Source organism: Endozoicomonas sp. G2_1 (assembly GCF_017744155.1).
Classification (GTDB): Bacteria; Pseudomonadota; Gammaproteobacteria; order Enterobacterales; family Alteromonadaceae; genus JAGHQT01.
Genome location: NZ_JAGHQT010000014.1, coordinates 1 through 20,354, shown reverse-complemented (window position 1 = coordinate 20,354; position 20,354 = coordinate 1). Strand labels below are relative to the sequence as shown.

The following is a 20,354-nucleotide window of genomic DNA, read 5'->3' as shown; positions in this document are numbered from 1 at the left end:
AATTTGTTGGAATTTCAGTCATAATTGGCTTTTTTATCGTATGTCCATAGCGCTAGCTTCATGTTAAAATAGTGTGTTTTTTAGCTCACTTATTTTTGTTAGACCTAAGCTAATTAAAGTAGCCGTGATTTAGTTAAACGGCGTATAAAGCTGTCGGTGAGCTTGCTCGTCAATTACGACAAGCTTCTTCCATATTTAAGAGTTACAGAGATTTCGATGTCAGCATCAGGATTAAATAAAGTAGAGAAAAAAGCAGCGTTCTCCCTTGCTGCAGTATTTGGCTTACGCATGTTAGGCCTATTTATGATTTTACCGGTGTTTGCGCTCTACGGTCAGGAGCTTATTGGTTATAGCCCGCTTTGGTTGGGATTGGCAATTGGCGCTTATGGTTTAACCCAGGCGCTTTTACAAATTCCAATGGGGATTTTGTCAGATAAATTTGGTCGCAAACCGGTAATATTGGCGGGCTTGTTGGTATTTTTATTAGGTAGCGTTGTCGCCGCGATGTCAGACACTGTCTACGGTGTGGTCTTTGGTCGAGCCTTACAAGGTATGGGGGCAATTGCCAGCGCCGTATTGGCATTAGCTGCTGATTTGTCACGGGAAGAACAGCGCTCTAAAGTAATGGCCACCATTGGTATGTTTATCGGTTTGTCTTTTACCGCAGCCATGATCATCGGGCCAGTCGTTGCCGAAGGCTTCGGTTTATCTGGCCTATTTTGGTTTACCGCAATACTTACGGTACTGGCAATGGCAATGATTCAGTTTGTTGTGCCATTTTCAGTCAATAAGTCGCCGCGTGGTGATAATGTCGCGCTGCCAGAAAAGCTCGGTCAGCTGTTTAAAGCGCCACAACTCGCTCGATTAAATTTTGGCGTTTTTGTTTTGCATATGGTGTTAACTGCGTGTTTTGTCAGTTTACCTAAATTATTCGTTAGCGCCGGTTTACCATTAGCTAATCACTGGCAACTTTATCTACCTGTATTACTTGGTGCCTTTGTTTTAATGGTGCCTTTGATGATTTATGGCCTGAAAAAGCAGAAAGAAAAACAAGTCTTTATTCTGTCGATTAGTTTGATGATTATCGCCATGTTATTGCTTTTCACCGCTAGCCACAGTTTGACTATGTTAGTGGTTTGTTTACTGCTGTTTTTTGTTGCCTTCAATTATCTAGAAGCCAGTATGCCCTCAATATTATCGCGCTTAGCGCCAGCGGGAGTTAAGGGCAGTGCGATGGGGATTTATTCATCTAGTCAGTTCTTTGGTGCTTTCCTCGGTGGTGCTATTGGCGGTTTAATTGCCAGTATTTGGTCAGAGCAGGCGATTTATTTGGTCATGGCGAGCGTGTTAGCGGTGTGGCTGTTATGGAGTTTAACCATGGCACCGCTAGTGAAATCGAAAAGTTACAGTTTGGCGGTGAACACCAGCAATGAGCAGCAAACGCAAACTTTAGCCAGTCAAATCAGTGAACTGCCAGGCGTACTTGAAGCAACTTTAGTTCACGAAGAGGCTGTCGCTTATTTAAAAATTGATGAACAACAGGCTGATTTAGCGCAGATAAAAGCCTTGTTACAAGCTTGATAGTGAACTGATAACTAACCGATGAACAAGGGGAGACGATGACTTTAGTTAATAACTTTCAACATTTAGCGAAGTATAATCAACGCCTGAATCAGCAGTTATTGTTGGCTTGTCAGACAATGAGTCATGAAACACTAACCAAGGATTTAGGCGCGTTTTTCCCCAGCGTATTAGACCATTGGAATCACATTTTATTCGGCGACTTAATCTTGCTGAGACGCTTGTTGGCAAGTGACTGTTTCGATGTAGGAATAGAGCTTTTAGCTGAGTTGCCAATTGCAACTGAGCCGAGACAAATTTTTGCTAAAAACTTTGCAGAATTAAAAGCACTTAGAACACGCCTTGACCAAGATCTAGTGACATTTTTCCAGCAACTTACCGATGTTCAAAGCCAGCAAACGATTAGCTACCAAACCACTGAAGGCGTTCGCGTTAGCCAAAGTGTTGCGCTAGTCTGTCAGCATTTATTTAATCACCAAGCACATCATCGCGGCCAGCTTACCTGTTTACTGAGCCAACTTGGCATTGAATACGGTTGTACAGACTTACCTGTCATTATTGCATTGTAAATAGTCATGTGCTGAGATGGTTCAGATAAGAAAACTAAAGGATAGAACAGTGAAAGTTAAAGTTTTTAGCAAGGAATTAGACACTAACCTCGGGAAGCCACTCTTCTTTACCAAGGTAGCTCATGAAAATGCAGAGTTATTAGAAGTGGAAATTAACAAATGGTTAGAACAGAACCCGAATATAAGTATTAAAGAAATTAGACAAACTCAAAGCGGTGGCAGCTGGCTAACAGCCAAAGTTGTAGTTACCCTTTGGTATGAGTGATTGTCATCATTCGTTCAAAAACTCGTCATCGACCTGTAAGAAATTGTTTTGAAAATAGCCAGTGTGAATTTTTGAATCACATTGGCAGGTATAGCGATGACAACGGGTACTCATTACAAAACGGTATGGCTATCGGACATTCACTTGGGCTACAAAGACTGTAAGGCTGAATATTTACTCGACTTCTTGCAACACAACAGCTTTGATACCTTGTATCTGGTTGGCGATATTGTTGATATGTGGGCGATGAGTAAACGCTTTATGTGGCCTGAATCTCACAACCAGTTATTGCACACTTTGCTTCAATTGTCTCACCAAGGCACCAAAGTGATTTATTTACCGGGTAATCACGATGCTCCGGCGCAAAAATACGACGGTATGCACTTTGGCGAAGTAGAAATTCACCGCGAATACATACACACCACAGCTGACGGTAAAAAGCTCTTGTTATTACACGGTGACCAGTTTGACCCTGAAGTGTGTTTTGGTCCTATTCAAGCTTGGCTTGGTGATAAGGCCTATGACTTTTTGTTGTTTTTAAATCGTTGGTACAACAAAGCTCGTGCAGCTTGTGGCTTCCCTTACTGGTCATTAGCAGGCTATATCAAAGGCAAGATCAAAGGTGCTAATGTTGCGATTGAACGTTATAAAAACGCTTGTCGCAACCGAGCTAAAGAACTCGGTGTCGACGGCGTGGTTTGTGGCCATATCCATCACCCAGAAATTGATACCAAAGCCAGTGTTGATTATTGCAACACAGGTGATTGGATTGAAAATTGTTCGGCACTGATTGAGTCAGAAAATGGCCAATTAAGTTTGCTCTATTGGGCTAAAGTTAGTGCGCAAATTGAGCCAGTAACACCGATAACACTGACTAAAGCCGACACCGACAAAAAGGCGGCTTAAGGTACAAGAAAAGCTATTGAACGCGGTTATTGAACACGTTCAATTTCGTCAATAACCCGGTTGGCGAGTAATACTTCATCGTCGCAGTATAGACCAATAAGTGCTTTTGCCATCGGAGACTGCGGTGTAACTATTGTGATGCTGTTGTGCTCATCGCCGTCGGCTAATGCTATTTTATAACCGCCAGCAGCTGGGCCAATAAAAAACCATTGTCCTGATGCTTGGTCGCCGGCTAATTGGACTAAAGCACCCAACCCAATTGCTTGTTCAGGTAAATATTCTCTAATTGTCAGTTGGCGATAATTGGCGATAGCTTGTTTAATTTCTAGTGCTCTTTTGGCTTGTCCTTCAGCCAAATAACCAGCCTCGATGGCTAGGGTGTCGTACTGCGTTTCAGCGACTGACTGATCGTCGGTCGCCGCTAAATGGGCATTGTCTGCAGCCACTAAGCAATCTGCTAGTTCACATTCCAGTTGGTTAATAATTTGGGCAATTAATTCCGCTTTATCTAATGGCATCAGTTCAGTTTATTTTCTCATGTATATCAACAGTATAAATTGCTTTGATGAAAGTCGTTAGCGGTCGTGATAGCTTTTTAATCTGACAGGTGTCAAAATACTGCTTGCGTCAAAGCAAAAAGCCGATTATTTTACCATGACTGGTTAGACCATGTGTGCGGTCGATCAAACAATATTAGCTTGAGAGTGGGGACTCATCATGACAACAACGAATGCATATCCAAACCTGCTAGCGCCGCTAGATTTGGGTTTTACTCAATTATCTAATCGAGTGCTAATGGGCTCGATGCATACCGGTTTGGAAGAAGAGCCCAATGGCTTTGAAAAACTCGCGGCTTTTTATCAAGCGCGCGCCAAAGGCGGCGTTGGTTTGATTGTCACAGGTGGTATCAGTCCTAATTTAAATGGTCGCTTGTTCGCTCAAGGCGGAGAAATGAGCGATGACTCTCATATTGATGAGCACAAATTTGTCACCGATGCCGTGCATCAATACCCAACTAAAATATGCTTGCAGATGTTGCATGCTGGCCGCTATGGTTATCATAAACACAACCTTTCAGCCAGTGATACTCAATCGCCAATTACACCATTTGCCGCCAAAGCGATGTCTGAACAGCAAATTCACCAAACGATTGAAGATTTCGCAAAATCGGCACAATTGGCGGCAAAGGCCGGTTATGACGGTGTTGAAATTATGGGTTCTGAAGGTTATTTGATTAATCAGTTCAGTTGTAAACGCACTAACCAACGCACTGACCAATGGGGCGGTCCAATTGAAAACCGCATGCGCTTTGCCGTTGAAACCGTTAACGCAGTGCGAGCGGCAGTTGGCCAAGAATTTATTATTATTTTTAGATTATCAATGCTCGATTTTGTCGAAGGCGGTAATGAGTGGCATGAAGTTGTCACTATGGCCAAGGCGCTTGAGCAGGCTGGCGTTAGCATTATTAATACGGGGATTGGTTGGCACGAAGCAAGAGTGCCGACGATTGCGACCTCAGTGCCAAGAGCCGCCTTTACTTGGATTACCGAGCGAATGAAAAAAGAAGTATCGGTACCATTGGTGACCACTAACCGCATTAATACACCAGAAGTTGCCGAACAAGTGCTCGCCGATGGTCATGCTGACATGGTGTCGATGGCGCGTCCATTTTTGGCCGACCCAGATTTTGTTGCAAAAGCCGCTGAAAATCGCAGTCAAGACATCAACACGTGTATTGGCTGTAATCAGGCTTGCTTGGATCACGTGTTTAGCGAAAAACGCGCTTCGTGTTTAGTCAACCCAATGGCTTGTTACGAAACCGAGCTCAAGCTCGAACCTACTCATCAAAGCAAAAATATTGCCGTTGTTGGCGCAGGTCCTGCCGGCTTAGCATTTAGTGTTTACGCCAGCCAACGCGGCCACAAAGTCACCATTTTTGATCGCGCCAGTGAAATAGGTGGTCAGTTTAACGTTGCTAAACAAATTCCGGGCAAAGAGGAATTTTACGAAACGCTGCGTTATTTTTCTGAGCAGATTAAAAAACACCAAATTATTCTTGAACTGAATAGCGAACAAAGCGCTGAGCAATTATCGGCATCGGGTTTCGACGAAGTGGTATTGGCAACCGGTATTGTCCCTCGTCAGCTAGATATTGAAGGAATTACACATCCGAAAGTTAAAACCTATTTGCAAGTATTAAAAGACAAAGAGCCGATCGGTGAAAAAGTTGCGATTATCGGTGCCGGTGGTATTGGTTTTGATGTTGCGAGCTTTTTGGCTGAGCCAGAGTCATTAACCAATGACTTACCGGCGTGGTTGAATACTTGGGGCATTGATCGCAGCTATCAAAACGCTGGTGCCTTGATGCAAGCGACGATGGAAAAATCAGCGCGCGATATAGTTTTACTTCAGCGCAAATCGTCAAAAGTTGGCGCAGGCTTAGGTAAAAGCACGGGCTGGATTCACCGTACTAGTTTGCAGACCAAAGGCGTTAAGATGTTACCGGGCGTTAGCTACAAAGCGGTAACCGACCAAGGGCTAGTTATTGAAGTTAACGGCGAAGAGCAGCTGCTAGAAGTTGATAACGTCATTGTTTGTGCTGGCCAAGAACCTGAGCGAAGCTTATATCAAGCTTTACTCGATGCAAAACAGAGTGTTCATCTCATTGGTGGTGCCGATGTTGCTGCCGAACTCGATGCTAAACGAGCAATTCGCCAAGGCGCTGAATTAGCCGCTGCGTTGTAACTTTGAATTAAAAGGGGAATTCATTATGACAACCAATAGTTATCCAAATTTGTTAGCACCGTTAGATCTGGGCTTTACCCAGTTAGCTAACCGGGTATTAATGGGCTCAATGCACACCGGCCTAGAAGAAGAAAAAAACGGTTTTGCCAAGCTTGCTGCATTTTACGAAGCACGTGCAAAAGGCGGTGTTGGTCTGATTGTTACCGGCGGTATTAGTCCAAATACGCGCGGCCGACTAGCACCATTTGGTAGCGAAATGAGCAAATTCTGGCATGTTAATAAGCACAAGCAAGTGACCGACGCCGTCCACAAATACCCAACCAAAATTTGTTTGCAGTTATTGCACGCCGGTCGTTACGGTTATCACCCGTTTAGTGTTGCGCCGAGTAAGATCAAGTCACCGATTACACCATTTACGCCAAGTGAAATGTCATCAAGGCAGATTCAATCGACCATTAAAGACTTTGGTCATTCAGCTAAGTTGGCGGCTAAAGCCGGTTACGACGGTGTTGAGATCATGGGCTCTGAAGGTTACTTGATCAATCAATTTAGTTGTAAGCGCACTAACCACAGAACCGATGAGTGGGGTGGACCCATTGAAAACCGCATGCGTTTGGCACTTGAAATTGTTAAATCGGTGCGCGCTGCTGCTGGCGAAAAGTTCATTATTATCTTTCGTTTGTCGATGCTTGACTTAGTTGAGGGTGGCAACGAATGGCATGAAGTAGTGACTATGGCAAAAGCGCTTGAGCAAGCGGGCGTTACTATTATTAACACTGGTATTGGTTGGCATGAAGCGAGAGTACCAACCATTGCCACTTCGGTGCCTCGTGCCGCATTCACTTGGATTACCGAGCGAATGAAAAAAGAAGTGACAGTACCTTTGGTCACAACGAACCGCATTAATACCCCAGAGGTGGCCGAACAAGTCTTAGCTGATGGTCATGCTGACATGGTGTCGATGGCGCGTCCGTTTTTGGCGGATCCTGAGTTTGTTAACAAAGCGGCGCAAGATCGCAGCCAAGATATTAATACCTGTATTGGCTGTAACCAAGCCTGTTTGGATCATGTATTCAAACAAAAGCGCGCTTCTTGTTTGGTTAACCCAGTTGCGTGTTACGAAACTGAATTGACCTTTAAGCCGGTGACAGTGAAGAAGAAAATCGCCGTTGTTGGGGCAGGGCCAGCTGGCTTAGCGTTTAGTGTTTATGCCAGCCAACGCGGCCACGAGGTCACTATTTTTGATCGCGCCAGTGAAATTGGTGGTCAATTTAACTTTGCCAAGCAAGTGCCGGGTAAAGAAGAGTTTTATGAAACACTGCGCTATTTTGGCGAGCAGGTTAAAAAGCACAATGTTCAGCTAGAACTCAATAGTGAACAAACTGCTGAGCAATTAGCACAAGCGGGTTTTGATGAAGTGGTGTTGGCAACGGGCATCGTACCGAGAAAGCTTGGTATTGACGGTATTGATCACCCGAAAGTGAAGTCTTATTTGAACGTTTTAAGAGATAAAGAAGAGATTGGCGAAAAAGTCGCGATTATTGGTGCTGGCGGCATCGGTTTTGACGTCGCGAGTTTTCTTGCCGAGCCTAAGTCGGTCACCGAAGACTTGCCTGCATGGCTTAACACGTGGGGCGTCGACAAAACCTACCAACAAGGTGGTGCGTTAGCAACGCCAGACCATCATCAGTGTGCTCGCGAAATATATTTGCTCCAACGCAAAACCACGAAAGTTGGTGCTGGTTTAGGTAAAACAACTGGCTGGATTCATCGTTCAAGCTTGCAAAACAAAGGTGTGCGCATGCTGCCCGGGGTGAGCTACAAAGCCGTTAATGATGAAGGGCTAGTGATTGAAGTCGACGGGCAAGAGCAAGTATTAGCGGTTGATCACGTTATTGTGTGTGCCGGACAAGAACCAGAGCGCAGCCTGCAACAAGCGCTGCTAGATGCTGGCCAAAATGTTCACTTGATTGGTGGTGCTGACGTTGCCGCTGAGCTCGACGCCAAACGTGCGATTAGACAAGGGGCTGAGTTAGCAGCAGCGCTTTAAGTTCGCATCTTATTATTAATAAACTGAGATAATCGCACGAAAATCGGCTAAATGTCGACAAGTGTGCGGTTATCTGTGTTGAAACGCCTTGTGAAAGTATCGGTTTGCCGATAAGGTCATTGTTAACCTGTCCTTTTATCAAACCAGAAGCAAGGCTATGAACAGTTTATTGTCGTCGGTTGTTGCAAGCTCTAATAAATTAAGGTTTAAAACCAAGTTTTTATTGCTTGCTGTCGTCTTTTTTATTCCGCTACTGGCGAGTTTTTCATGGATTGTTAGCCAACAATTCGAGCGCCTCGATGTATTAAAGCAAGAACAACTCGGGCAAGCACTTATCGCTGAGATTACCCAGTTAGAACAAAAAGCTTATCAAGCGAATCAACAGTCACAAGCCAATCGTTCAATTAACCAAATAGCTGGACAAATCGATCAACAATACATGTTGATGCCAATGGCGACTAAGCTCAATACTCTGAAAAATAGCTGGCAACAACATCAAATTGAAGCAAACGATACTGAACTGGTGAGCTTTGACAGTTTATATCAACAAACCTTATCGCTACGCGAAGAGCTCTCGGCACTTACTGGTTTGGGCCGCGATAGCGAAGCAACAACCTTCTACCTAGCCGACCTATCAACCCAGCGTTTACCGGCACTGATTGAGTACCTAGCACGCAGTACACGATTGGCTGAAAATATTATTCGTCAGGGCGGTTTTAACGCGCAGTCATACACGCTATTGGTAGCGCTCAATCAGCGTATTGACGAAGTACAAGTACAGTTAAACAAATCTAGTCAGCAGCTGTTTCGCACCAGTGAACTAAAAGAGCAAGCGTTAAAGGCCCGCTTTCAGCAATTAAACCAACAACTCGACCAATTTCAAACAGGACTGAGCCAACAGGTGATTGAGCCTGACCAGATTGCTTGGTCAGCGACCACTCTAAATAGTGAGTTTGCCGAGCCATACCAGACGGCAACCGCATTGCTGCAAGAGTTGAATAGTGGCCTTGTTGAAAGCTTATCTGCAGCCCAGCAGCGCAGCTATCAAGCACTTACTTTGCTCACGGTTGTGCTAATAGGTGGCGTACTTGGTTTGTTGGCACTACTGGGCATTATCTACAAATCGATTGGCGACAGTGTTCAAGTTATTCAATCTGCTGCTTCTCGTATGGGACAGGGTGACTTCTCACAACCCGTGGTGCTAGACGCGAAAGATGAGCTTGGCGACATTGCTGGCAGCTTCCAACAAATGCAGGAAAAAGTGCACCAACTGCTCAAACTTGTCCAAGTTGATGTGATTAAATTGAAGGATGACACCTGTAATATTCACGAGTTGACCGATGATATGGAAGAGCAGCTTGCGGTTCAACAAAGCAATACTCACGAAGTGGCAACCGCAGTTGGCGTGTTGTCTAACTCAGTACAGTCGGTTTCCAACAATACTGTCGGTGCTCTTGAAATTACCGAATTGGCTAGTCAGCATGTAGCACAGGGGCAAACGGTTATTTCACAAACCGAGCAAGTGATTACCGATATTTCCGATGAAGTAAATAGTGCTGCTAATGTCATTAATTCTGTTGCTCAAAACAGTAATGACATTGCTCAGTTTGTTAATGTCATTCGCGAAATTGCCGACCAAACTAATTTGCTTGCCCTTAACGCGGCGATTGAGGCTGCTCGCGCTGGTGAACAAGGTCGAGGTTTTGCTGTAGTTGCCGATGAAGTGCGCACCCTAGCGAGTCGAACACAAGATACCACCGGTGAAATTCAGTTGATTATCGAGCGCTTGCAACAAGGTGCTGAACAGTCGGTACAAGTGATGGAACAAGGTGTGATTAAAGCCCAACAAGGTGTTGAACAGACTAAGCTGGTCGCAACCACCTTTACCGATGTCACCGAAGATGTTGGCAATATTGTGGTTGGTACCAATGAGATTTCCTCTGCGGTTACTGAACAGGGGCAAATGATCACCAGTATTGATACTAACACTGAGAGTATTGCCGAAGGCGCTGACTCTATCCTGCAAGCGGCACAACACGCAGCGCAAGCCAGTGAAAACCTGTTGGGTTTAGCCGATGATTTAACTAAACAGCTTAGCCAGTTTACCTTGATGGCGGAGTAACTTGGTTTAAAGCAATTAACCGATAACTTGCTGATTGCAATGTCATAAATCTTTCACAAATAACTTCTAGACTAACTGGTTCATGAGTGTGTCATAAATGGAGTTGTTTGTGGTAGGAGACTATCAAACGTTAAAAAATATCATTGAACAAAGTTTACTAACGGCTTTGTTTCAACCTATTTATGACACTGAGCAAGCTCAGCTTTACGGCTACGAAGCACTTATTCGCGGGCCATCAAATTCACCACTGCACTCACCTATTGCACTTTTTGACAGCGCTGTTGAACACGGTTTGTTATCTGAACTCGAACTGATTTGCCGACAGGTTTCTATTGAAACATTTGCCAAGTTAGGGCTACAAGGTAAGCTTTTTCTCAATGTTAGCCCGATGGTTTTCTTGCAAGACGACCACCCAAAAGGGGCGACGCTGTCTTTTCTCGAACAATACGGTGTCGCGCCGGAAAAAGTAGTGATTGAGCTCAGTGAGCGCTACGTTGTTAACGACCCCGAGTTGCTTGCCCAAGCACTGCTCTATTATCGCGAATTGGGCTTTAAAGTAGCGATTGATGATTTGGGATCGGGCTATGCTGGCCTTAAATTATGGTCGGAAATATTGCCTGATTTTGTCAAAGTAGATCGCCACTTTATCAGTAATATCGATAAAGACTCGGTCAAGCGAGAGTTTGTTAAAAGCATCTTGGCACTTGGTGCCAACATCAATTCTAAAGTCATTCTTGAAGGGATCGAAACCGAGCAAGAGTTCTATCAGCTCCAAGAACTCGGCGCGAGTTTAGGGCAGGGGTATTTACTCGGCCGACCTGAACTCTTGCCGGTTAAAATACTGCCGAGTGTGCTGACTACTCATCAGCGCAAGGTGAAATACGGCAATTATCTCGACAAGCTCGCCAGCTCTGTTTTTCAGCACGCAGTCAGCTTTGACTCGCAAACCAAAACTGGCGCAATTGTCGATTACTTTACCCAGCATAAGCACTTGCACTCATTGCCTATTGTTCGAGATCAAATACCTGTGGGTATGGCGCTTAGGGAAGAAGTGCTAGAGCTATTTGCTTCGCCTTATGGCCGAGCGCTACACGAAAAAAAGCCCATTATCGACATGCTGAGTTCTCAACCTGTGGTGGTAGAAGCGGACACTAAACTCGATGAAGTGGCTAAGTTAGTGACGTCAGTACACGATGAACAATTGCTTTGGCATTTTATTATTACTGAGCAGGGCCGTTATATCGGTATTGGCTCGGTTCGAGATTTGTTAAAACAGTTAACTGAACAGCAATTACAGCAAGCGAGCTATGCCAATCCATTAACCCAATTGCCGGGCAATGTTCCTATATATCAAAAAATAGATGACTTACTGACTAAACAGCAAGCTTTTCATTTTGCCTATTTCGACCTTAATAACTTTAAACCATTTAACGATGTTTATGGTTATGCCAAAGGCGACTCGGTAATTAGAGTGTTAGCTGATATTCTGCAAAGCTATTGCACTGCCGAAGACTTTATTGGTCACATTGGCGGTGATGATTTTATTGCGATTTTTGTCAGTGATAATTGGCAGCAAAAAGCAGATAGTATTTGTCAGCATTTCGACCAAGCGATCAGAAGCTACTATACCCAAGAAGACTTGAACCAAGGTGGTATTGTCAGTCCATCGCGCTCGGGTGAATTACAAAAGTATCCGATTTTGAGTGTCGCGGTTGCAGTTGTAGAGCCTGATGTTGAGCGCTGCCGATCACATCACGATATTGCTGAACTTGCCTCGTCAGCCAAAAAAGAGGCGAAAAAGCGTTGTAAAGAACTGGGCAAGTCAGCAGTTTATCTGTGCCAACGACGTGGGCCTGACGGTTTGTAAACTTAGTCGTGACGTATACTAGGCGTTGGTGTAAATATCTTTTGCTTGATTGAATAGTACCCAGGAAGTAAGCACATACTTATCATCAGAGATAGGAACATTGCCTCTATGGGTGTGAGTAAAACCACAAGGGGCAATCACCATAGAGCCCGCTTTCGGCTTAATACTTTTGTTTTGATAGAAAAAGTCGGTTTCTCCGCCTTCCTCAATATCGTTTAAGTAAATAAGAAATAGTAGCACTCGGTGCAGCGCGTCGTTGTCACCAGCTTGCGGGTAAATTTCTGAATGCCAGTAGCCGTAGTTGCCTTTGTTTTGTTGATACATTTGCATATTTACCGGCGCCATTCTGAACAGGTATTGCATCAAGTTATTGGCATTGGGTTTGCCAACTTCATCAAAGTTGTCAGCGGTTAGTTGCACGGGCTGTTTAGTCACAGGGTGAACAACGGTTAGCGAAATACCACTGATAATGCTGAAAAAATACTTGGTTAGATAAGCCTGAATATTTTCAGTACAGGCCTTAAATACCGCAGGTAAGCTAGATTGAAAAACTGCATCACTTTGTAAATAGATATCTTGGCTGAGCTTTTTTGAAGTATCGACACCACCGCCAGTACGACCGGGTTGCGTGAGCTTACTGTGGTTGAATTGTTGAATCAGTTGTTGGCAAACTTTAGGGCTAATAGCGTCGGGATAGACTTCAATGAAGTCGGTATGCTCTGTATTATTTGGTGCGATCATAATGCTGGCGTGATGAAAAGAATCTGTTAAATGAATGTAAATTAATAATGGTAGAGATTACACTATTTCATCTGATCTGATAACTAATACCAGCGAATTAACGCAATCAATTACTCAAGAGGTCGCAATGTTTACAGAAAAGTTTATGCCGAGGTTTAGTGATACTGATGCCTTAGGACATATTAACAACACTATGGTGCCAGTGTGGTTTGAAGGGGCACGAGAGCCTGTATTTAGATTGTTTACCCCAGATCTCGATGTCAATAACTGGCGCTTGATTATTGCTAAAATAGAGGTCGAATATTTAGGCCAAATGTACTTGGGGCAAGAAATTGAAATACGCACCTACTTTAGCCGTCTTGGCAAGTCGTCGTTCGATGTTTATCAGGAAGTTTGGCAGCACAACGAATTATGTGCCCGTGGTACTGCCGTATCTGTTCACTTCAATTATGACAACCAATGCTCACAGCCCATCCCTGAGGCAATTCGCAACACCATGTTAGAGCATATGTTTGAAAGCTAACGCCAACTAACAATTAGAAGGTATAGCTAACTTGAGCCGAAACATTGCGACCTGGTTGGCTAAACTGGCTTAAGTCTGCATCAGCTGCTTGGCCGGCAACACTAGTGTAAGGTGTGTAATCCTTATCAAAAGCGTTGGTTACCGCTAAGTCTAATTGCCAGTTATCAAGTTGATAGCGCACAAATAAGTCAACTAAACCGTAACCTGCCGTGGTCGCTAAATCATTGCCTTGGCGATCTGTTGGTAGGTCAGTCATGCGTTTTGCCAAGCGCCATGCTGCGGTAAATTGCCAGTCACTGATATCGTAATTTACCCGAATATTGCCGTTTAAAGGACTAATACTGGTGAGAGCTTGGTTAGTATCCTTGTTTTCACCGTCGGCATAGGCGGCACTGGCGGCAACAGATAAGTTGTCGTTAAACCAATATTCACCGTCGAGCTCTAAACCTTTAATCTCGGTTTTGTCGACGTTTTGATATTGGAAAATGCTTTTAGTAACGCCCGGGATAAAAGTTGCTTCTGTGCGTACTAACGCGGTTTCAATAAAGTTATCAAACTCACTGTAAAAAGCGTTTGCCGTCAGTCTAAAGTCGTCGTAATTAGCTCTAAAGCCAAGTTCAAACGAGTCACTTTCTTCCGCTTCTAGATCGTTGTTCGGTAAGATTTGGTAGAAAGGTTCAACGCCATGGCTTTGATAAGCTTGATCGTGTGGTGGAATCTTAAAACCAGACACATATTGGCCATAAACCGACAAGTTCTCTGTGATGTCGTAAATCGCAGCAAGTTTAGGTGATACCGCGGTTTCGTTGTAGTCTTCTAAATCGGCAGTGTTGAAAAAGTCATTGTTTTTGGCTTCTAGGCTGTAGTAATCGAAACGGGCTCCCGCAATTAATGACAAACCTGTGTCTTTGACTTCAATCGTATCTTGGACGAAAACACCTGCCAATGTGGTATTGGCGCCTGGGAAGGCTTTTTGTGGTTGATTGGTAAACTCAGTACTACCATCGGCGGCAATACGCGTTTTGTATCTCGGTCTTAGCGTGTCGTAGTAGTCGTAGTCTAAACCATAGACAAGCTGGTGTTGGTAGTCGCCATTGTCGAGCTTTTTACTGAACACGTTGCGCAAACCGATGATGTCCTGTTCAAAGCGATAATCGTTAAAATCCAGTGATGTGCTGCGGCGAACAGCTCTAATTTGGTCGCTGTCTTGCTCATAACGGCTAAAGTAAAGTTGGCTTTGCCAGCTGTCGTACCAAGTGGTTTGAGCGGTTGAGTGGTAGTCTGCACTGATTGCCCAGCTGGTGTCTTGATTTTCAGTACTGCTGCGCCCTGCGCTGATCACTTGCTCTAATTCTTGTTGATAGTAATCGAAGGTGAACTTCAAGCTACTTTCTTGATCAAGTTGTTTGTAGGTTTTTAACAAGGCGGAATGACTATCGCTGTCATAACCGGGCAGTGTTTCGGCAAAGTTTTGTACTTCATGTCCTTTTTGATAGCCCAATACCGCGCTAGTTGCCCATTCACCTATGTAAGTAGCACCGGTGACATTAAGCTCGGTCTGGTCACTTTGTCCTTGATAAGCTGTACTGAATGCCAAGTGTTGTTTGTCATCGTTTAAGTAGTCGAGCGGATCTTTTGTGCTGATCACGACAATACCACCCAAGCCGTCAGAGCCGTAAAGGGATGAAGCTGCACCTTTAGCGACTTCTACTTGTTTAATACTGTAGCTGTCGAAATAGCCTCGACCTACGAGTAACGAGCCGCCACCTGCGTAGCCGTCGTTTGTCCGACGTCCATCTTTAATGTAAACCAAGCGGTTCCCACCGACGCCGCGAACAGTGATGCCTTGTGCCTGTGCACCATTACCCTCAACGCTAATACTGGGATCATAGCGGAACATGGTATTTAGGTTAGTGATCAGTTGACGCTCAATTTGCTCTTCTGTGACTACGGTAACACTACCCGCAACATCTGCTAGGTTTTGCTCAATGCGAGCGCCAGAAATAACGACGTGCTCGATGTCGTTACCATCGTCTTCTGCGTATGAAAAAGGGCTAGTAAATACAGTAAGACTGGCTAATGCGAGTGTAAGAGGTGATAAAGTAAATTGAGTTTTGCGTGTTATCTGTTTCATTGTAATTGCTTAAAGTGTTGATACGCCCCGGTAGCACTTACGATGATTACTTTATTCACTTTGCTAAATTGGGCGTAATTTTAATATGGCAACATCCCTTGTTAAAAATAATTCTCATTTCCCTTAAATCTTTTTTAGCTTATCAATGAATAAAAATCAGATCAAATAAAAATAATTATCATTTGTATTTCTTTGTGTCGATTGTCATAATATTGCCATTGTTTTTATTTTAAGAGGTGTTTTGTGTTCTCACTCAAGCACAATCAATTACTATTTTGGGGCCTGTTATTACTGTCGATAACAGCCACTGAAACGTCGGCCAAGCGCTTGATAACCGCTGGTGGTACCATCACTGAAATTACCTATGCACTTGGCGCAGGTGAGCAAATTGTCGCGGTTGATCAATCCAGTACTTACCCGTTAGCGGCAACCAAATTGCCGATGATTGGCTATTATCGAGACTTAGCTGCTGAAGGTGTTTTGTCACAAAACGCTGACTTGCTATTAGCACTTGAGGGGGCAGGTCGTGCCAGCGTGCTTGAACAGATTAAGCGCGTTGGTGTTGATGTAAAAGTTTTTGATAAGCCACAATCGGTTGATGAGCTTTATCAATTGGTTGACGAAATAGCTGAGGTACTTGATAGACAGACTCAGGCAAAAGCGCTGAAGCAACAAATTGCCCAGTCATTACCTGAACAACAAAAGCTTGGTGGTAATGCCGTATTTTTACTTTCAGTTGGCAGTCGCGGTTTAGTGGCTGCAGGTCGAGAAACCGTTCCTAATTTATTGTTTGAGTACTTGGGTATTAACAATATTGCCAATGGTCAAAACGGTTACAAAACCTTAGGTAGAGAAGCACTACTAACCGCGGACCCTGATTTTATTGTTGCCGCTTCACACAGTGTTGCCAGTATTGGCGGCAAACAAGCTTTTTGTCAGCAGCCAGCATTAGCACTAGTGCCAGCGGCAAAAGAGTGTCGATTGTTAGTGATAGATGGTTTGAAAGTACTTGGTATGACTACTCGCTTAGCAGAGGCCATCGCCGAGCTTGACCAATATGCTCGTCTTGCTCGAACAGGTTCAACCAACTCAAATGAATAAAGTATTTTCGCTTAAGAACTTGGTGGAGTAGGAGATGAATTCTGTCGCCCAAGTTTTTGCCAAACAGCAGCAACACAGTACTGTTTGGCAACTCACTATTGTTGCTTTTGTATTAGTATTGGCGGTTGTTGCCTTGGGTTTTGGTCCTGCAGGTTGGGATTGGCGTTTGGCTTTTGCTTGGCCGTTTAGCCCTGAAACTTTTGGTTTTAGTGAACTGCAACTACAAGTGGTTACGCAGATTCGCTTCCCTAGATTATGCGTAGCAATTGTTATTGGCGCTGTGTTAGCACAGTCTGGCACTGCTACTCAAAGCTTGTGTCGTAACCCGTTAGCTGAGCCAAGTATTATTGGTATTAGTGCGGGCGCTGCGGTCTTTGCTGTTGCCGTGATTGCTTTTGCGCCGCGCTTTGGTTACTCGCCAGACTTAATTTTACCTTACGCGGCCTTTGCTGGTGCGCTACTGACCACCTGTTTGGTCTACTTTCTAGCGAACCGCAATGGCGATATGCAAGTTATCACTCTTATTCTTGTTGGTGTTGCGATTAATGCATTAGCGATGGCATTGATCGGTTTATTTAGCTTTTATGCCGATGATAATGCACTGCGGTTAATTAACTACTGGACTTTGGGGTCGTTAGCAGGCGCAACCTGGCCGACCATTCTTCAAGCTTTACCTTTATTGTTACTTAGCTTGGCTGGATTGTATTGGCGACAATCACAAATCAATATTTTGCTATTAGGTGAATCTGAAGCTAAATACCTTGGCATTGATACCCGAAAATTAAAGAGAGAAATTATTATTTGGGTTGCCTTAGGTATAGGTGCAGCAGTTGCGCTAAGTGGCATGATTGGTTTTGTTGGCTTAGTTATGCCTCATATTGCTCGCTTGATTGTCGGGCCTAATTTGAAGCAAATGTTGCCACTGGCCATGTTGCTCGGTGCCTTGATGCTACTGTTAGCAGATTGGCTAGCAAGAGTATTGGTTGCGCCAGCGGAACTGCCGATTGGTATTATTACCGCCATGATCGGTGCGCCACTGTTTGTTTATTTACTATTAGAACAGCAAAGGGGGCGTCGTGGTTAGTCAAATTGATTTATACAGTCATACCCAACGGCCAGTATTAGCGTTTCAAAATATCCAAATTTTTCGCGGTAAAAACCAAGTCGTTAGGCAAGCTGGCGGTGCTGTTCATCAAGGCGAGTTAGTTGCTTTAATTGGCGAGAACGGCGCGGGTAAATCAACCTTGTTACACGCCCTAGCAGGTCAGATGTCAGCTTCGGGCAATATTGAATTTTTAGGACAAGATATTGCCAGTTGGCCAGTCGATGTGCTGGCGACTAAACGGGCAGTATTGAATCAACACACGAGCTTGCCATTTGCATTTACTGTGCCTGAGTTAGTTGCGATGGGGCGTTATCAAATTGCAGAAACCAATCAGCAACGAGACGCAAAAGTTGAACAATATTTAGCGTGTGTTGGTTTAGCTGGGCATATGAGCCGAACCGTTAATCAACTCTCAGGTGGAGAACTTCAGCGCCTACAGTTTGCTCGGTGTTTGGCACAACTCGATGCGTTCGAACCCAACCATCAACACCGTGAAGACCAGAGCGCAAAGCTGATGTTGTTAGATGAACCAACTGCAGCACTTGACCTGCGTCATCAACACAGTTTACTGCAAGCAGTTAAAGCTTTTACGGAACAAGGTAATAGTGCAGTGATTGCTATTCACGATTTAAATTTAGCGGCACTGTACGCTGACAAAATCATGTTACTAAAAGATGGTGTTTTGGCCCATCAAGGTAGCCCGAGTAGCGTGCTAACTGCAGACATTTTAACGAACACTTATCAAACCCCAATTAATGTCATGCCTTATCCGAACGCGGATGCACCTATGGTGTATTCAGCTGTCGCTCAAGGAGCAAATCAATTATGGCAAATACAGAGTAAAAATTTAGGAGAACAAGATGCGCAAACAAGCATTGTATGAAGCCAAACAGTTATTGCGAAGCAATGGCGTTGGCGTTATTTCTACCCATTCAAATAACTTAAAAGGCTACCCGTTTGGCTCTGTTAGTCCTTACCTTTGCGATAGCGATGGCAGCTTGTATTTCTACATTAGTGATATTGCTCAACACGCAAAAAATTTGACGATTAATGAAAAAATGTCGATCACGATTTTTAACCAAGCGGATGCCGGAGACCAAAATACCGAAGGTAGAATTACCATTGTTGGTGATGCTGTACCAGTCACTTCAGAGCAACAAGACGCTATTATTGAAAAATACGTGCGTTTGTACCCCGCTGCAGAGAGCTATAAACAGGCGCACGACTTTAAAATGTGGCGCTTAACGGCTAAGCGCGTAAGATATATAGGCGGTTTTGGTAAAATCTTTTGGCTGGAAAAAGATGAATGGCAAGCGCCAACTAATCCTTGGGATGACGTCACTGAAACTAATATGGTTGAACACATGAACGAAGATCATCAAGACGCAATGTCACTGATGTTAAAGCAACATTTCAATATCGATGACGACAAACCAACCATGGGCGGTGTATTAACCGACGGCTGTTACATACAAAGCCAAGACAAAAATTATTGGATTGCATTTGAGCAGGTTTGCCAAAACCCAACTGATGTTCGCAAGGCGTTAGTAAGCCTAACTCAAGACGCCAGAGCAGCAGTTGCTTGATAACCTTGATGTTAATATAACACCTCGAATAAAGTGAAAAAAGTTAACGAAGATTTTTTTCACTTGGTATAGAATATCCGGTCTGAAAATTTTAATTTTGATCGCTCGAAATAATAGCGAGCAACAAGCCAGTAGTTTTAACTACTGCCGACAATAGTAGGGTGTTTTCATGGCCAGTCGTGGTATTAACAAAGTTATTTTAGTTGGTAATTTAGGACAAGATCCTGAAGTGCGTTTTATGCCAAGTGGTGGTGCAGTGGCAAACATTACTATTGCAACATCAGACAGCTGGCGCGATAAGCAAACGGGTGAGCAAAAAGAAAAAACTGAGTGGCACCGTGTTGTGTTATTTGGCAAGCTTGCCGAAGTTGCCGGTGAATACCTTAAAAAAGGCTCAAAAGTTTATATTGAAGGTCAATTACAAACCCGTAAATGGCAAAACCAGCAAGGCCAAGACCAATACACGACTGAAGTGGTTGTTCAAGGCTACAACGGTATTATGCAAATGCTAGACAGCCGTCAAGGTGGTGGTTTTGATCAACAAGGCGGTGGTTTTGGTGGTCAAAACAACATGCAGCAAGGTGGTTTCCAACAAAACCAACAGCGCAACCAAAACCAAGGTGGCTTCCAACAGCAAGGCGGTTTCAGCGGTCAAAATCAAGGCCAAAGTAATCAAAGCCAAGGTGGTTTCCAACAGCAGAACTCAGGTTTTAGCTCAAACCAAAACCAAGGTGGTTTCGGTGGTCAAAACAGTAATCAAAGCCAAAGTAACCAACAAGGTGGCGGCTTTCAGCAAAACCAACAGAGCCAGCCTCAGTCAGCTAAGGTAAACCCACAAGAGCCGACTATTGACTTCGATGATGACATTCCGTTCTAACCAAAGACAAAAATTAGAATGTTGAAAAATAATTTAGAAAGCCGCTATTAAGCGGCTTTTTTGTTTTCTTGACAGCTAAACCACCTACTTTAGTAGGTGGTCATTGTTAAAAAGGCTATGCCTGAAATATCTACTCATGTTACATCCCCGTTTGATTTTTAGCGAAGTCAAATAGGAGACTA

At 44.0% G+C, this 20,354-nt stretch carries 17 protein-coding genes; 14 read left to right on the top strand and 3 right to left on the bottom strand.

Features of this window, described 5'->3' with window-relative positions; all coding sequences use genetic code 11:
* Nucleotides 1–216 precede the first annotated feature (216 nt).
* The 4 genes from J7384_RS14305 (at nt 217) to J7384_RS14290 (ending at nt 3,321) form a co-directional block, all read left to right on the top strand.
* Nucleotides 217–1,581, top strand: a complete 1,365-nt coding sequence (locus J7384_RS14305; RefSeq protein WP_209115129.1) for an MFS transporter — start codon at nt 217–219, stop codon at nt 1,579–1,581.
* A 38-nt stretch (nt 1,582–1,619) separates the two neighbouring features.
* Entirely contained in the window at nt 1,620–2,150 is a 531-nt protein-coding gene (locus tag J7384_RS14300; protein WP_209115128.1) for a DinB family protein, read from the top strand.
* Nucleotides 2,151–2,199: 49 nt separating this feature from the next.
* Entirely contained in the window at nt 2,200–2,415 is a 216-nt protein-coding gene (locus J7384_RS14295; RefSeq protein WP_209115127.1) for a hypothetical protein, read from the top strand.
* 96 nt (nt 2,416–2,511) lie between these two features.
* Nucleotides 2,512–3,321 (top strand): UDP-2,3-diacylglucosamine diphosphatase, encoded by an 810-nt coding sequence (locus J7384_RS14290; RefSeq protein WP_209115126.1) that lies wholly within the window; start codon nt 2,512–2,514, stop codon nt 3,319–3,321.
* Nucleotides 3,322–3,347: 26 nt separating this feature from the next.
* Here the strand turns inward: J7384_RS14290 and J7384_RS14285 are convergent, their stop codons facing one another.
* Entirely contained in the window at nt 3,348–3,839 is a 492-nt protein-coding gene (locus J7384_RS14285) for a hypothetical protein (protein ID WP_209115125.1), read from the bottom strand.
* A 199-nt stretch (nt 3,840–4,038) separates the two neighbouring features.
* Here J7384_RS14285 and J7384_RS14280 point away from each other — a divergent pair, with 199 nt between their 5' ends.
* The 4 genes from J7384_RS14280 (at nt 4,039) to J7384_RS14265 (ending at nt 12,105) form a co-directional block, all read left to right on the top strand.
* The gene (locus J7384_RS14280) at nt 4,039–6,066 is read left to right on the top strand and encodes an NADPH-dependent 2,4-dienoyl-CoA reductase (protein ID WP_209115123.1); all 2,028 of its coding nucleotides are present in this window, start codon (nt 4,039–4,041) and stop codon (nt 6,064–6,066) included.
* A 25-nt stretch (nt 6,067–6,091) separates the two neighbouring features.
* The gene (locus J7384_RS14275) at nt 6,092–8,116 is read left to right on the top strand and encodes an NADPH-dependent 2,4-dienoyl-CoA reductase (protein ID WP_209115122.1); all 2,025 of its coding nucleotides are present in this window, start codon (nt 6,092–6,094) and stop codon (nt 8,114–8,116) included.
* Between the two features lie 157 nt (nt 8,117–8,273).
* A complete protein-coding gene (locus J7384_RS14270) occupies nt 8,274–10,238 on the top strand; it encodes a methyl-accepting chemotaxis protein (protein WP_209115120.1) in 1,965 nt (654 codons plus the stop codon).
* 109 nt (nt 10,239–10,347) lie between these two features.
* Nucleotides 10,348–12,105, top strand: a complete 1,758-nt coding sequence (locus J7384_RS14265; protein WP_209115118.1) for a GGDEF domain-containing protein — start codon at nt 10,348–10,350, stop codon at nt 12,103–12,105.
* A gap of 18 nt (nt 12,106–12,123) precedes the next feature.
* On the opposite strand, the gene J7384_RS14260 is transcribed toward J7384_RS14265, so the two are convergent.
* Nucleotides 12,124–12,846, bottom strand: coding sequence for a 2OG-Fe(II) oxygenase (locus J7384_RS14260; RefSeq protein ID WP_209115117.1), 723 nt, complete (start codon nt 12,844–12,846; stop codon nt 12,124–12,126).
* 127 nt (nt 12,847–12,973) lie between these two features.
* Here J7384_RS14260 and J7384_RS14255 point away from each other — a divergent pair, with 127 nt between their 5' ends.
* Complete coding sequence (locus J7384_RS14255; protein ID WP_209115115.1) at nt 12,974–13,369, top strand: thioesterase family protein; 396 nt, start codon at nt 12,974–12,976, stop codon at nt 13,367–13,369.
* A 13-nt stretch (nt 13,370–13,382) separates the two neighbouring features.
* On the opposite strand, the gene J7384_RS14250 is transcribed toward J7384_RS14255, so the two are convergent.
* Entirely contained in the window at nt 13,383–15,503 is a 2,121-nt protein-coding gene (locus J7384_RS14250) for a TonB-dependent hemoglobin/transferrin/lactoferrin family receptor (protein ID WP_209115113.1), read from the bottom strand.
* 243 nt (nt 15,504–15,746) lie between these two features.
* Between J7384_RS14250 and J7384_RS14245 the strand changes: the two genes are divergently transcribed.
* The 5 genes from J7384_RS14245 to ssb all read left to right on the top strand — a co-directional run bounded on the left by J7384_RS14245 (nt 15,747) and on the right by ssb (nt 20,172).
* Nucleotides 15,747–16,604 (top strand): ABC transporter substrate-binding protein, encoded by an 858-nt coding sequence (locus J7384_RS14245; RefSeq protein WP_209115111.1) that lies wholly within the window; start codon nt 15,747–15,749, stop codon nt 16,602–16,604.
* Between the two features lie 34 nt (nt 16,605–16,638).
* A complete protein-coding gene (locus J7384_RS14240; RefSeq protein ID WP_209115109.1) occupies nt 16,639–17,688 on the top strand; it encodes an iron ABC transporter permease in 1,050 nt (349 codons plus the stop codon).
* Nucleotides 17,681–18,592: a heme ABC transporter ATP-binding protein gene (locus J7384_RS14235; RefSeq protein WP_209115107.1), complete on the top strand. Its 912-nt coding sequence runs from the start codon at nt 17,681–17,683 to the stop codon at nt 18,590–18,592. Before J7384_RS14240 ends, J7384_RS14235 begins: the two co-directional genes overlap by 8 nt.
* Nucleotides 18,570–19,295 (top strand): DUF2470 domain-containing protein, encoded by a 726-nt coding sequence (locus J7384_RS14230; protein WP_209115105.1) that lies wholly within the window; start codon nt 18,570–18,572, stop codon nt 19,293–19,295. The genes J7384_RS14235 and J7384_RS14230 overlap by 23 nt, the downstream gene beginning before the upstream one ends.
* Nucleotides 19,296–19,464: 169 nt before the next feature.
* The gene (ssb, locus tag J7384_RS14225; protein ID WP_209115104.1) at nt 19,465–20,172 is read left to right on the top strand and encodes a single-stranded DNA-binding protein; all 708 of its coding nucleotides are present in this window, start codon (nt 19,465–19,467) and stop codon (nt 20,170–20,172) included.
* Nucleotides 20,173–20,354: the final 182 nt, after the last annotated feature.